This window comes from Roseospira visakhapatnamensis, from assembly GCF_014197915.1.
GTDB classification, from domain to species: Bacteria; Pseudomonadota; Alphaproteobacteria; order Rhodospirillales; family Rhodospirillaceae; genus Rhodospira; species Rhodospira visakhapatnamensis.
Window position 1 is genome coordinate 50,506 of record NZ_JACIGK010000016.1, and the last position, 13,597, is coordinate 64,102.

At 69.9% G+C, this 13,597-nt stretch carries 13 protein-coding genes; 6 read left to right on the plus strand and 7 right to left on the minus strand.

The window, feature by feature from the left end:
• Positions 1 to 41: 41 nt before the first annotated feature.
• Positions 42 to 1,829 carry an HD domain-containing phosphohydrolase gene (locus GGD89_RS11630; protein ID WP_184045400.1) on the minus strand — a complete coding sequence of 596 codons (1,788 nt, stop codon included), beginning with the start codon at positions 1,827 to 1,829 and terminating at the stop codon, positions 42 to 44.
• A gap of 192 nt (positions 1,830 to 2,021) precedes the next feature.
• Here GGD89_RS11630 and GGD89_RS11635 point away from each other — a divergent pair, with 192 nt between their 5' ends.
• The 3 genes from GGD89_RS11635 to GGD89_RS11645 all read left to right on the plus strand — a co-directional run bounded on the left by GGD89_RS11635 (position 2,022) and on the right by GGD89_RS11645 (position 4,448).
• Positions 2,022 to 3,551: a UbiD family decarboxylase gene (locus GGD89_RS11635; RefSeq protein ID WP_184045402.1), complete on the plus strand. Its 1,530-nt coding sequence runs from the start codon at positions 2,022 to 2,024 to the stop codon at positions 3,549 to 3,551.
• A 170-nt stretch (positions 3,552 to 3,721) separates the two neighbouring features.
• Positions 3,722 to 3,946 (plus strand): hypothetical protein, encoded by a 225-nt coding sequence (locus GGD89_RS11640; RefSeq protein WP_184045404.1) that lies wholly within the window; start codon positions 3,722 to 3,724, stop codon positions 3,944 to 3,946.
• Between the two features lie 205 nt (positions 3,947 to 4,151).
• A complete protein-coding gene (locus GGD89_RS11645; RefSeq protein ID WP_184045406.1) occupies positions 4,152 to 4,448 on the plus strand; it encodes a hypothetical protein in 297 nt (98 codons plus the stop codon).
• A gap of 24 nt (positions 4,449 to 4,472) precedes the next feature.
• Here GGD89_RS11645 and GGD89_RS11650 read toward each other — a convergent pair whose 3' ends face one another.
• The 6 genes from GGD89_RS11650 to flgF all read right to left on the minus strand — a co-directional run bounded on the left by GGD89_RS11650 (position 4,473) and on the right by flgF (position 10,359).
• Positions 4,473 to 5,342: a 4'-phosphopantetheinyl transferase family protein gene (locus tag GGD89_RS11650; protein ID WP_184045408.1), complete on the minus strand. Its 870-nt coding sequence runs from the start codon at positions 5,340 to 5,342 to the stop codon at positions 4,473 to 4,475.
• A 60-nt stretch (positions 5,343 to 5,402) separates the two neighbouring features.
• Positions 5,403 to 6,557, minus strand: coding sequence for a LysM peptidoglycan-binding domain-containing M23 family metallopeptidase (locus GGD89_RS11655; protein ID WP_184045410.1), 1,155 nt, complete (start codon positions 6,555 to 6,557; stop codon positions 5,403 to 5,405).
• A 122-nt stretch (positions 6,558 to 6,679) separates the two neighbouring features.
• A complete protein-coding gene (gene flgH / locus GGD89_RS11660; protein ID WP_184045468.1) occupies positions 6,680 to 7,420 on the minus strand; it encodes a flagellar basal body L-ring protein FlgH in 741 nt (246 codons plus the stop codon).
• Positions 7,421 to 7,575: 155 nt separating this feature from the next.
• A complete protein-coding gene (gene flgA, locus GGD89_RS11665) occupies positions 7,576 to 8,733 on the minus strand; it encodes a flagellar basal body P-ring formation chaperone FlgA (protein WP_184045412.1) in 1,158 nt (385 codons plus the stop codon).
• A 52-nt stretch (positions 8,734 to 8,785) separates the two neighbouring features.
• Positions 8,786 to 9,571, minus strand: coding sequence for a flagellar basal-body rod protein FlgG (gene flgG, locus GGD89_RS11670; RefSeq protein WP_184045414.1), 786 nt, complete (start codon positions 9,569 to 9,571; stop codon positions 8,786 to 8,788).
• A 44-nt stretch (positions 9,572 to 9,615) separates the two neighbouring features.
• Entirely contained in the window at positions 9,616 to 10,359 is a 744-nt protein-coding gene (gene flgF / locus GGD89_RS11675) for a flagellar basal-body rod protein FlgF (protein ID WP_184045416.1), read from the minus strand.
• Between the two features lie 458 nt (positions 10,360 to 10,817).
• Here flgF and GGD89_RS11680 point away from each other — a divergent pair, with 458 nt between their 5' ends.
• The 3 genes from GGD89_RS11680 (at position 10,818) to GGD89_RS11690 (ending at position 13,529) form a co-directional block, all read left to right on the plus strand.
• Complete coding sequence (locus tag GGD89_RS11680; protein WP_184045418.1) at positions 10,818 to 11,447, plus strand: flagellar basal body-associated FliL family protein; 630 nt, start codon at positions 10,818 to 10,820, stop codon at positions 11,445 to 11,447.
• A gap of 65 nt (positions 11,448 to 11,512) precedes the next feature.
• A complete protein-coding gene (gene fliM, locus GGD89_RS11685) occupies positions 11,513 to 12,730 on the plus strand; it encodes a flagellar motor switch protein FliM (RefSeq protein WP_184045420.1) in 1,218 nt (405 codons plus the stop codon).
• A 154-nt stretch (positions 12,731 to 12,884) separates the two neighbouring features.
• Positions 12,885 to 13,529, plus strand: coding sequence for a DUF6468 domain-containing protein (locus tag GGD89_RS11690; RefSeq protein ID WP_184045422.1), 645 nt, complete (start codon positions 12,885 to 12,887; stop codon positions 13,527 to 13,529).
• Positions 13,530 to 13,597 lie beyond the last annotated feature (68 nt).

The window sequence follows — 13,597 nt, forward strand, 5'->3', positions numbered from 1 at the left end:
GCCGTCTGTCGCGGTCTTTGGCGGATCGCCGGTCCGGGTGCTCAGGGGGCGTGACCCCGCCGCCGGGCCCGGGCCTCGCGGGCGATCCGCAGATACGCGTCCACGTCCACCCCATCGACCTGCTCCGGCTGAAGGAACATCTCCGCATAGGCCGTGTGCACGCCGCCCGAGAGGAACAGCTCGAACAGGTCCGGGTCGATGTGGTCGTCCTGTACCATGAGGGACAGGATGCGCACGCTTTCGTTCAGGGTCTTCGGCTTCTTGTAGGGCCGGTCGGAGGCGGTCAGGGCCTCGAACACGTCGGCGATGGCCATCATGCGCGCCAGCGGCGACATGTCCTCGCCGCGCAGGCCCCGGGGATAACCGGTGCCGTCCATCTTTTCGTGGTGATTGCCGGCGATTTCCGGCACCCGCGCCAGGTGCCGGGGAAAGGGCATCTGGTCCAGCATCCGTTGGGTCACGACGATGTGGTCGTTGATCTTCTGGCGTTCCTCCTCGGCGATGGTGCCGCGACTGATGCACAGGTTGTAGATCTCGCCGAAGTCATAGCCGTCCACCCGATGATCCGGCCGGTTGGACAACAGGGGCTCCACCGCCGGCGGCGGCGGCGGCGGGCATTCGGCCTGGCGGTGGCGCTCCTGCCAGGACAGGCCGGCGGTGCGGTCGAAGTGGCGCACCCACGGACGGTCACCGATGCACCGCACCCGCGCCATGTGCTCCGGCGACATGAACTCGCCACCGATGTTGCAGGTGGCGACGAAGGTGAAGTCATCATCCAGCCGGGCGATCTCGGCGTCGCGGGTGGCGCGGGCCTCGGCCTCGTCGGCGCCCTCGGCCACCGTCCGCCAGTAGGCGATCTCGGCGTCCCGGCGCAGCACCTCGAAGCGGACGCGCACCTCGTGGATGCGGTTGTGGATGATCTCCAGCTTGGTGGCCTTGTCCATCACGTACTCGGGTGTGGTCACCTTGCCGCAGTCGTGCAGATAAGCGGCCACATGCAGTTCGTACCACTCGGCCTCGTCCAGCCCGAACTCGGCATAGGGACCGTCGGTGGCCGAGCAGGCGGCCTCCGCCATCAGCTTGGCGATGGCCGGCACCCGCTCGCAATGGCCGCTGGTGTAGGGGGACTTGGCGTCGATGGCCCCGGCCATGATCTTGATGAGCGCGTCCAGCAGGTCGCGTTGCGCGCGCATCAGGGTCTGGTTGTCCAGCGCGATGGCCGCCTGCGCCGCCAGCGCCTCCACCAGGCTTTCGATCTCGCGGGAGAACGGCACCACGGTGCCGTGCTCGTCCATGGCGTTGATGAGTTGCAGGACGCCGATCACCTCGTCGGTGTGATTGCGCAGCGGAATGGTGAGAAAGGATTGCGACCGGTACCCCGTGCCGGCGTCGAACCGGCGGGTCCCGGAGAAGTCGAACGCCTCGGACTCGTAGGCGTCGGGGATGTTGATGGTGTGCCCCGACAAGGCCGCCGCCGTGCAGACGTTATGGTAGTTGGGCCGGCCGTCCGGCGTTTCCATCCGCAGCAGCGGGAAGGTCACGGGATCGGCGGCGGAGCCCCCCATGGCCAGGTTCAGGCTGTCGTTGCGCAGGATGGCGAAGCGCAAGGCGGTGCCCGCCTCGTCACGCAGGTACAGCGTTCCCCCGTCGGCCCGGCCCAGCGCCTTGGCCTCCAGGAGGATCCGTTCCACCAGGACATCGTGGTCGCGCTCCGCCGCCATGGCCAGACCGGCCTGGATGAGGCGGCTCAAGTGTTCCTCGCGCTCCTGCTCGCGGCTCAGCACGGCGGCAGCGTCGCGGGCGACCGTTCGGGACTCGGACGACGGCATGACGGGCCTCAAGACGGTGCTGTGCCAAGGTCCCGGGATCGACCCCCAAACCGCCGATCCGGGGCAGCAGTTATGTCTTAGGATAGCAGTCTATCGAACGAGGTGGTAAGGAAAAGCCCCGCGTGGCGTGGATGCGGACGATCCCAGGTTGCGCCTCCCGCCGCCGCGCTCCAGCCCTCCGGGAGAGCCGCGATGCCCTTCGAGTCCCTGCGCGATTTCATGGACCACCTGGAGAAGGCCGGCCGGCTGCGGCGGGTGGGGGTGCCGGTCTCGCCGATCCTGGAGATGACCGAGATCCAGACCCGCCTACTGGCCGAGGGCGGTCCGGCGGTGCTGTTCGAGCAGGTGGTGGGCGACGGCGGGCGGCGCTACGACATGCCCATGCTGGTCAACCTGTTCGGCACCGTGGAGCGGGTCGCCTGGGGCATGGACCGCACGCCCGACCAATTGCGCCAGGTGGGCGAGACCCTGGCCTTCCTGAAGCAGCCGGAGCCGCCCGGGGGCTGGCGCCAGGCCATGGAGTTGATGCCGCTCCTGAAGACCGTGCTGGCCATGAAGCCGCGCACGCTGGGCGCGGGCAAGGCGCCCTGCCAGGACGTGGTGCTGACCGGCGGCGACATCGACCTCGGGCGGCTGCCGGTGCAGACCTGCTGGCCCGGAGAGCCGGCGCCGCTGATCACCTGGCCGCTGGTGGTCACCCAGGGACCGCAGGCGGACCGCAAGGGCGGCCGGCGCGAGGACGGCTTCAACCTGGGCATCTACCGCATGCAGGTGACCGGGCGCGACACCACCCTGATGCGCTGGCTGAAGCATCGCGGCGGCGCCCAGCACTATCGCCGCTGGGCCGCCGAGAAGAAGCAGCCCCTGCCCGCCGCCGTCGTCCTGGGCGCCGACCCCGGGACCATCCTGGCGGCGGTGACGCCGGTCCCGGACACCCTGTCGGAATACCAGTTCGCCGGCCTGCTGCGGGGCAGGAAGGTGGACCTGGTGGATTGCAAGACCGTGCCCCTGAAGGTGCCGGCCACCGCCGAGATCGTGCTGGAGGGCCATGTGCTGCTGGACGAGTTCGGCGACGAGGGTCCCTATGGCGACCACACCGGCTATTACAACAGCGTCGAGCCGTTCCCGGTGTTCCGCCTGTCGGCCATCACCATGCGCCGCAAGCCCATCTACCTGTCCACCTTCACCGGCCGGCCGCCGGACGAGCCCAGCGTGCTCGGCGAGGCCCTGAACGAGGTGTTCATCCCGCTGCTCACCCAGCAGTTCCCGGAGATCGTCGACTTCTGGCTGCCGCCGGAGGGCTGCTCCTACCGCATCGCCGTGGTCAGCATGCGCAAGGCGTACCCGGGCCACGCCAAGCGGGTGATGATGGGCGTGTGGTCGTTCCTGCGCCAGTTCATGTACACCAAGTTCGTGATCGTGGTGGACGACGACGTGAACGCCCGCGACTGGAAGGACGTGATGTGGGCCCTGTCCACGCGCATGGACCCGGGCCGCGACATCACGGTGGTCGAGGGCACGCCCATCGACTACCTGGACTTCGCCAGCCCGGAAAGCGGCCTGGGCGGCAAGATCGGCCTGGACGCCACCAACAAATGGCCGCCCGAGACCCATCGCGAGTGGGGCCAGAAGCTGCGCATGGCCGATGACATCATCGACCAGGTCAACCGGCGCTGGGGCGATTACGGCCTGCCGGGCAGCGGCACACCGATCTGGCGGTAGAATGACGCCAAGGGTCCGCCGGGCGACGCGCTCGCCCGCAACACCCGGACCGGGACCGGGAACGGCGTGGGGCGGAACGGCGGGGGACTCGCATTTGAGAAATCGGGGGTAGCGGTCGAGCGTGACATGGAGTCTGTAGGGGGACGTCCTTGCCTCAGGCGGGAGGCCCCATGTCCTGGTTCCTTGAAGCGTTGGGCGACGTCCCCGAGCCACTCTTGGACGATCTCGGGGCCGCCGGCGCGGGCGTCATCGCGATCGACGGCAAGACCCGAACGACCCGTCACTTTCACGTCTCCTCGCGGGAGCTACGGCCCGACGTCTCCATCCGCCGCAAACGCAAGCGATGCGGATGGACCAACGACTTCGCCAGAACCATCATCGGCCCAATGCGATAGCCTTGGTTGCCGCACCTGTTGCCCTTGTCTTCGTGGCGAGATAAAGTACCGCGCCTGCTAGGTATTGGTGTCGCGTGGGGCCTTTTGACCGATGTCTTCGCGGGACACGGGACCAATGGCCCCCAACCACATACGCCGACCACAAACGCCGACCACACAGTCCAGTGCGGCTCAATCCGCAGTTCAGATCCAGGAGAGCGCTCTCATGTCCGATCTCGCGTTGGGACAAGTCGTTGAACTGATCGCCAAGGTCACGAATGACGTTCGCCGCATGGGTGAGCTGAGCACGGAGCAGTCGGAGCAGCTTTTGCGCGTGATCGACGATCTGGCCGCCGGCCTGATGGCGATTCAGGCGGTCACGGCGGTGCAGTTGAAGACCAACCCCGTGGATCCGGATGCGGTCCACGCCTGGCTGACGGACCACATGGATCCCGATGGCGAGGGCACGGACAAGGCCCGCGCCGTGGCCAATATCCTGATGGAGTCGGCGCCGGCCTCGTGATGTCGCGACGCTGACGGCCGTCGGTCAGGACGGCCAGCCGATGAAGCTGCGGTGCGCGGGCGGCACGATGGCCCGGGGGCACGCGGGCGCGGCCGGCAGGGGCGTGTGCGCCGCCCAGGACAGGCGATGGTCGGGCGTGGCGTCCTCGCTGCCCAGGCGCCAGGCCTCGGGAGCGCCGATCATCGCCGCCGGCCCCGCGATGCGCGCCGGATCGCCCAGGCAGGCGATGTCCCCCAGGTGGTTGGCGATGCCCAGGCCCAGCGCCTTGAGCACCGCCTCCTTGCGGGTCCACAGGGTCATGAACAGGGTCTGGCGCGCCGGTCCGCGCGGCAACGCCGCCAGCGCCCGCGCCTCGTCCGGATGGAAGAAGCGTTCGGCCAGGCGCAGCGCCGGCACGGTGCGCACGGTCCATTCGGCGTCCACCCCCAGTTCGGCCCCCGGTGGCCAGTCGCCCACGCTGACCAGGCAGGCGGCCAGTCCGCGCGTGTGGCTGAGGCTGAACCGGGGCCGCGTCGCCTCGGTCAGGGGAAAGGGCGGGCGCGTCATGTCCACATGTGGGCGGCCGCCGGGCTCGGTGCGGAAGTGCCAGTCGAGCGGCTCCCCGCCGTGATACCGCGCCAGCATCAGCCGCAGCAGCGCGCGCGTGGCCGCGCTGGACCAGGCATGCGCCGGATCCCGGAAGCTGCTCACCCGGAACCACTCGTTGGGCGACAGATGCGCCCGCAATGTCTCCAGGGCGGGTCCTCCTCCGTGCTCCGGACGCAGGGTCCACAGGGCCGCCGTCAGCGGCGCCGGGGTCGACTCCGGCTCCGGCCCGGGCCCCGCCCCGGCACCGGACAGGTCACGCGGGGGGCGGTCGAGGATGGGCGTGTCGGACCAGGCATCGGGGGACATGAACGATCGGGCCTTCCGGCGTGAGGGGGACAGGAACGAGACGGCGGGCGGGGCGCGGGGTCACACCCGCCCCGGCGGCCCCAGGTGATCCATCGGATCGACGGGGCGGGCATCGCGGCGGACTTCGAAGTGGAGTTGCGGGCGATCGACCGACCCGGTGCGGCCGGCCCGGGCGATCACCTGGCCGCGCCGGACGGTGTCGCCGCGCCGAACCTCCAGGCGCGAGGCATGCGCGTAGGCGGTCATCCAGCCGTCGGCGTGCTTGATCAGGATCAGGGTGCCGAACCCCTGGATTTCGTTGCCGGCGTAGGCGACGACCCCGGTGTCGGCGGCGCGGACCGGCGTTCCCTCGGGCACGGCGATGTTGATGCCGTCGTTGTGCAGCCCCTGGTCGGAGCCACCGAAGCGGCCGATCACCTCGCCCTGCACCGGCCATTGGAAGCGGTCGCCGGCGCGCGGGGGCGGCGGCGGCACGGGCACCGGGGCGGGCGCCGGACTCACGCCGGCCACCGGCGCGGATGCCGGGCGGGAGGCCGTCTGTCCGGATGGCCGTCGCGGGGGAACCGGCGTTCCGTCCGACGCGATGGCCGGGCTGGCGGCGGGACGCGCGGCGGGCGGTGTTTCCCCGTCGGGTACCCAGGCCGGGATGGGCGCGGCGAGGGGGGCGGGCGCGACCGGCGCGACGAGCGGCGCCAGGGCGACGGCGCCGTCGTTCCGGGGGGCGGGGCGCGGAGGCAGCAACGGCGCGACCCCACCAGTGGCGGCAGGTGGCGCCGGATCCACCGGGATCACCAGCCGCTGCCCGGCCTGGATCCCGTAGGGCGGCGCCAGACCGTTGGCATTGGCGATGGCCGCCACGGAGGGACCGTAGGTCCGCGACAGCCCATAGAGCGTGTCGCCGAACGTCACCGTATGCACCCGCTGCGCCGGCAGGAACAGCCGCTGGCCGGGCTGGACCGCATAGGGGGGGCGCAGATCGTTGGCGACGATGATCGCCCGCATGGGCACACCTTGCCGGCGGGCGATGGCGTAGACACTGTCGCCCGGCGCCACGGTGATCAGGCGCGGCCCGGTGGGGTCGCCCGCCGACCGGGAGGGATGGGGAAACGGCTCGTCGCGCCAGCCGCGATCGCAGGCGGTCGCCACCAGCCCGATCACGAGGGCCAGGAGCAAGGAGGCGGCGCGGCGGCGCGCTGACGTCGCGGTGGACAGCATGAGGCCCACTATACAGGCGCGCGAGGGGCGCGACCAGACGGCCGCGCCCCTCTCTCCCCGACCCAATGGCGATGACGGCGCGTCATCGTCCGGGCTGTCCGCGCGGTGGTCCGGACACGGGCTCAGAACGGGAACAGGATGTCGTAGATCTGCTGGCCGTAGCGCGGTTCGGTCAGGTCGGAGACGGTGCCCCGCCCGCCGTAGGAAATCCGCGCCTCGGCGATCTTGTCCCATTCGATGGTGTTGTCCGAGCGGACGTCCTGGGGCCGGATCACGCCGGTGACCGTCAGTTCCCGCAGTTCGCCATTGACCCGCACCTCCTGGCGCCCGGCGATCACCAGGTTGCCGTTCGGCAGCACCTGCAAGACCACGGCGGCCAGGCGAATGTTGATGGTCTCGGCCCGGGCGATGGCGCCGGTGCCCGTGTGGTCGCTGCTGGAGCCGAAGTTGACCAGGTTCGAGGGGTCGATCTCGTTGGGGAAGATTTCGCTGAACCCGGACTCCAGGCCGAAGAAGTTGGTGACGCCGGCCCCCTCGGTGCCCTCGCGGTCCCGGCTCAACGTGCTGTTCAGGCTGGCGCTCTCGCCCTCGATCGCCACCACCACCGTGAGGATGTCGCCCACCTCGCTGGCCCGCTGGTCCTTGAAGAAGGCGCGCGCGCCCGGCCGCCACAGGCTGTTGGGATTGGGCGTGGCCACCTCGGGCACCGGCATGGGCATGCTGACCGGCTTGTAGTCGCGGCGCAGGGTGGGGTTCTCGACCTCGCTCATGGTCGGGTCGTCGCCCACCTCGGCGAGCCGCTGCATGGTCTTGCAGCCGCTCAGGCCGCCGGCCGCGAGGCCGGCCACGAGCACCAGGACCATCCCGCGCAACAGCGGCCGGGCGGCGGGAACGGGGCGCGCGCAGGCAGGGGTCATCATGGTTCGTCTCCCGGGCACCCGGTGCCCCGTCGTCCCGGATCCGCCCCCGTCCCTTGGGCGCGCGGACGCTCCGGTCATCGTCGTCGTCATCGGCGTTCTCATCGCGCGGCGGCCAGCAACTCGGGGCGCACGGCCACCGTGTTGCGTCCCTGGACCACCGCCAGGAGCTCCTTGTCGGAGACCAGATTGGACACCCGCACCGTCTGGCCCAGCGCGCCGGATTCCAGGGCCCGGCCGCGCGCCGTCACCGTCATGAACGGCGTTTCCACGACCATGGTGACCAGGTCGTTGCGCCGCACCAGGTCGGGCAGGCGCACCTGGTTGGCGCGCACCGGCCGGCCGGCCTGGATGCCGTTGCGGGCCATGTGGCCGACCAGATCGGCCGGGTCGAGCAGGATGTCCGGGCGCAGGTCGGTGTCGCGCACCTCGTCCCAGCGGAGATCATCCTCGGTGATGACCATCTCGCGGCGCATGGGCCGCGCCAGCACCGGCACCTCGACGGCCACATGCACGGACCCGGTCAGGCGCACGGAGCGGGCATTGGGCGCATCGGCCGGAATTTCGAGCAGGGCGTTGAAGCGGCGCGTCCGCTCGTCGTAGTACAGGTCCCGCACCCGCACCCGCGCGGCCTCCGGCGAGCCCACCATGGCGCGCACGTTCAGGGCGTTGAGAACGATGGCCCCGTCCACCGGCATGCCGGCCTGAACAAGCCGCTGGCGCAAGGCCGTCATCACCTCGGGCCGGCCCACCTCGTACCCGCGCCGGGCCACCTCGGCCTGGACGAACCGGCTGACCGGCGTCCAGTTCACGCCGTACTCCGTGGCCAGGGTCTCCAGGTAGCCCGCGTCCAGAAGCAGGCGCTGGCCCGGCTCGGGCGCGTGGGCGACGGGGACCCGCGCGGCCTCCGGCGGCAGGCCCCCGAACACGTCGCCCAGCAGGATCACGTCGCGCTCGATTTCCGTTTCCGGCCGCAGGCTGGCCCGAAGCCCGCTGCCCGGCGCCAAGGTGGCGGCCCGCGCGGGTTGCGCGGGCGGCGCCAGCGCCGCGCGGCGGGTGGCGGCATCCACCAGGGCCTCGGCCAGGGCGACGATGTCCGGCGTGTCGGTCCGCGCGCCGTCCACGGCCGCCGGCGTCGCCGCCGTCTCGTCCACCGGCAGGATCACTTCGGCGGCCCGGGCCGGCGCGGTCGCCGCCAGCAGGCCGGCCAGGGCCAGCGCGGCGGCGCGAGCGGAGATGGTGAGCGACGAACGGATCATCAAGGGGTCCTCCCGCCGGGGTCAAGGCCCGGCCGGCGCGGGTTTGGTCCGGCTACTTCATGCGCGAGACGGTGGACATCATTTCGTCGGACGTGGTGATGACCTTCGAGTTCATCTCATAGGCCCGCTGGGCGCTGATGAGTTCTGTGATCTCGGCCACCACGTTGACGTTGGACGATTCCAGGAAGCCTTGAAGCACGGTCCCGAAGCCGGGCTGTCCCGGATTGTTGGCGGTGGCGTTGCCCGACGCCTCGGTCTCGGTGAACAGATTGTCGCCCATGGGGTTCAGGCCGGCCTCGTTGGGGAAGATGGCCAACTGGATCTGGCCGGCGTTCTGCAAGGCGTTCTGGCCGTCCAGCTTGTAGAGCACCTCGCCCGACTTGTTGACGGTGATGCTGACGGCCTCGTTGGGAATGGCCTGGATGCCCTGAACTTTATAGCCGTCGTGGGTGACCACCTCGCCGTCGGGGCTCAGCTGGAACGAGCCGTCCCGCGTGTAACCGGTCTCGCCCGAGGGCAGGTCGATCTGGAAGTAGCCCTTGCCCTCGATGGCCAGGTCCAGGCTGTTGTTGGTGGACAACATGCTGCCCTGTTCGGTGATCCGGTAGACGGCGGCGGTCTTGACGCCCAGGCCCAGTTGCACGCCCGCCGGCACGATGTCGCCGCTGTCCGAGGAGGTGGAGCCGGCGCGCCGCAGCGTCTGGTAGAGCAGGTCATGAAACTCGGTCCGGCGGCGTGTATAGGCCGTCGTGTTCATGTTGGCGATGTTGTTGGAGACGACCTCGACGTTCTGCTGCTGGGCCAGCATCCCGGTGGCGCCGATATTGAGGGAGCGCATGGTCTCCTCCACCCCTTGTCCTGATGTCTTTCAAATCCTGGCCGTTACGACTGGCTCACGCCGGACAGTGTCTGCATGACACGGCTTTGCCGCTCCCCTTCGGTCTCGATCAGCTTCTGAATGGTCTCATAGGCGCGATGCACCTCGATGAGGCGCGTCATCTCCACCACCGGCTGGACGTTCGCCCCCTCCAAGGTGCCCTGCTCCAGGGTGACCGTCTCCACGTCCTGGGGCTCCTGGTCCTGGGCGTCATACAGACCGGCCTGAACCCGGCGCATGGCCTGGTCGTCCTCGAAATCCACCACCCGCAGCCGCCCGACCGGGCCGGTCTCGGTGGAGACGGCGCCGTCCCGGGCGATGGAGATGGTCTTCTCGTTGGGTGCGATGAACAGGGGCGTCCCCTCGGTGGTCAGCACCGGATGGCCCTGGGTGGTGACGATCATGCCGTCGTTGTCCATCATGAACCGGCCGTTGCGGGTATAGTAGCGGCCGACGTCGGTCTCGACCTCGAAGTAGCCGTCGCCGTTGATGGCCACGTCCAGGGGATTCCCGGTGTTGTCCATGGGGCCCAGGCTGGCGTCGCGATAGGTCCCGAAGTCCGTGGTGTAGGACAGCTTGTCCGGGAAGGCGCTGTCGGCGCTGCGCGAGCGGGCCAGATACTCGGCGAACAGCATGTGCTCGCCCTTGTAGCCCGGCGTGTTCATGTTGGCGATGTTGTTCGCCACCACGTCCATCTTCCGCCACAGGGCGGTCTGTCGGGACAGGGTGATGTATGTCGTGTTTTCCATCGTCGTGCCGGGCCTTGAGACGTGGGCGTTGTCCGTCGTGTCCGCGGCCCCCGACCGGATCGGGATCCGGCCTGACGCGCCCGCGACGCAGACGTCCGGGTCCGGTGATGCAGCTTCCATGCCACAGCGCAATGCTTTGAGAGGGCTGGTTATTTTAGGGAGGCTCGACGGGCGCGCCGGTGCCGGGCGGGCGCCGGTTGCCGGGCAGAACTTGCCGGGCGGTCCTGCCGCTGAACGAATTGTTAAGGACTGCGGACTAGGCTCTACCCTGTGGATGCTGGCGCGGCGGCGACACGGTATCGCGGTCGGACGGCGGACCTCGCCGAGGGGCCGAGGGGCCGTGTCCCGGACGCCCCGGTCCGGCGTGGCCGACGTGCCGTCCGCCCGGCGGCCTGTCCCGGCGGTCCCGTCTCCGATGCTCCCTTTTCTGGCTTCTCCTTGACCGGACACAGTAGCCGATGGCCGATGATCTTGAAGAAGACTTCGACGACGTCGATGGCGACGACAGTTTTGATGAAGAGGGCAAAAAGGGCGGCGGTCGCCGCAAGATGCTCATCATCATCCTGCTGGCGCTGCTGGTGGTCGTCGGCGGCGGCGCCGGGGCCTACTTCACGGGCATGCTCGACCCGGTCCTGGGCGCGTCCTCCGGCGGCGACGAGGCGCATGGCGCCGATGCCGGCGGCGGCGCGGATGACGGGCATGGCGGCCATGGCGGCGGCGGTGGTGGCCATGGCGGTCATGGTGCCGAAGGCGGCGAGGGCGAGGCCGGCGCGCTGGGGCACACCGTGTTCTATGACCTGCCGGAGATGATCGTCGACCTCAACGCCACGGGCGGCCGCAAGGCCCATTTCCTGAAGGTCCGGGTCAGCCTGGAACTGGCCAACCAGGCGGACGTGGCCCGGGTGGAGGCGGTCATGCCCCGGGTCATTGACAACTTCCAGACCTTCCTGCGGGAGTTGCGCGTGGAGGACCTCCAGGGCGCGGCCGGCATCTATCGGGTGCGCGAGGAACTGTTGCGCCGGGTCGCCAACGCGGTGCGCCCGGCCCAGGTCAACGCCGTGCTGTTCAAGGAAATGCTGGTTCAGTAACACCGGGTCCCTGACGGGGCCGGTGCCCCGGCGCCGCCCGGTCCCGCGATGACGAGGCGATCACCATGGCCCCTTCGGACGACGTGCAACGCGAGGTCACCAAGGAGGACGAGGAAGCCCTCATGGCCGAGTGGGCGGCCATGGTCGAAGGCTCCGAGGACGAGGGCGGTGGCGGCAACGCACAGGCGGGCATGGACGGCGAGGGACAACCCGAGGACGCCGAGGCCATGGCCGCCGAGTGGGAGGCCATGCTCGGGGACGGCGGGGGCGGCGGCGCGAGCGAGGTTGTCTCCAGTGCCGCCGGTCGGGGCGAGAGCACCCGGGTCCTGAACCAGGACGAAATCGATAGCCTTCTGGGCTTTGACGAAACCGAGGAAAGCGCCGGCGACAAGTCGGGGATCCAGGCCATCCTCAACAGCGCCCTGGTGTCCTACGAACGCCTGCCCATGCTGGAGGTGGTGTTCGACCGGCTGGTGCGCATGATGTCCACCAGCTTGCGCAATTTCACCTCGGACAATGTCGAGGTCTCGCTGGACAACATCCTGTCGCTGCGCTTCGGGGACTATCTGAACTCGATCCCGCTGCCGGCCATGCTGTCGGTGTTCAAGGCCGAGGAGTGGGACAACTCCGGGTTGCTGACCATCGATTCCTCGATGATCTACTCCATCGTCGACGTGCTGCTGGGCGGGCGCCGGGGCACCGCCGCCATGCGCATCGAGGGCCGGCCGTACACCACCATCGAGCGTAATCTGGTCGAGCGCCTGGTGCATGTCGTCCTGGCCGACCTGTCGGCCGCCTTCGACCCACTGTCGCCGGTGACCTTCCGGTTCGAGCGCCTGGAGACCAACCCGCGGTTCGCCACCATCTCCCGCCCCTCCAACGCCGCCATCGTCGCCAAGCTGCGCATCGACATGGAGGATCGCGGCGGCCGCCTGGAACTGCTGATTCCCTACGCCACGCTGGAACCCGTCCGCGAACTGCTGCTGCAAATGTTCATGGGCGAGAAGTTCGGCCGCGACTCCATCTGGGAGACCCATCTGGCCGAGGAAATCTGGTTCACCGAGGTGGAGATGGAGGCCATCCTGGACGAGGTGGAGTTGCCCTTGCGCTACATCCTGAATCTGGAGGTCGGCTCGCAGATCATGTTCAACGCCACGCCGGACTCGTCCGTGCAGATACGCTGCGGCGACGTCCCCATGTTCGGCGGCCGCATGGGGCGGCGGGGCAACAACATCGCCATTCGCGTGGACCGCCGGGTGCAGCAGAAGTCCCACGAGACCTGACCCGGCCGGACCCGGGGCGCGGCCGAACCCGGCGGGGCCGGTCCGCGCCCGTGATCCTCATCTCCCGGTCTCGTCCCTTGAGCGCGCGCTCACGCCATGCCCGCCCCCATCGGCCGGTCCGGGATGCGCGCGAGACCCGATTGCCGAGGCGGCCATGTCCCTGAGTCTGACCTTGATCCTGGATATCGCCATCATCGCCCTGCTGGTGCCCACCATCATCTATGCCTGGGTCCTGAACAGCCGCCTGGCCGATCTTCGCCGCAACCGCGACGACCTGACGCGCCTCATCGCCAGCTTCAACGAGGCCACCCAACGCGCCGAGGCCGGCGTGCCCCGGCTCCGCAAGGCCGCCGACGAGGCCGGCCGGTCGCTTCAGGACCGGGTGGAAAAGGCGCAGATCCTGCGGGACGACCTGGCCTTCATGGTGGACCGCGCCGAGTCCATGGCGGGCCGCCTGGACTCGCGCTCCCGCGACGCCCGTCCCGCCGCCACCGAGACGCGCGCGCCATCCCGGGGCGGCGCGCGAACGCCCGACCCGGGCGCCGACGCCCGCACCGTGCAGCAGGCCATCGCCGCCGCCAGCCTGCCGCAGCCGCGGTCGCTGACCAACCGGCGGGAGGCCGCGCAGGGCGCCGCGAGCGTGCCGCCACCGCCGCGCGCCGCGTCGGTCTCGGCCCCGCCGGCGGCGCCGGCAACGCCCGCGACGCCGAAAGCGCGGGACGATGACGACTTCTTCATCGAGGACGAGCGCTCGGAAGCGGAGCGGGAGTTGCTGCGCGCCTTGCAGTCGGCCCGCTGACGGTCATCCTGGATGCACGACGGGCGCGGCGCTTTTCCGAATCTTAAGGGTCTTCGTGGTTCACTCGG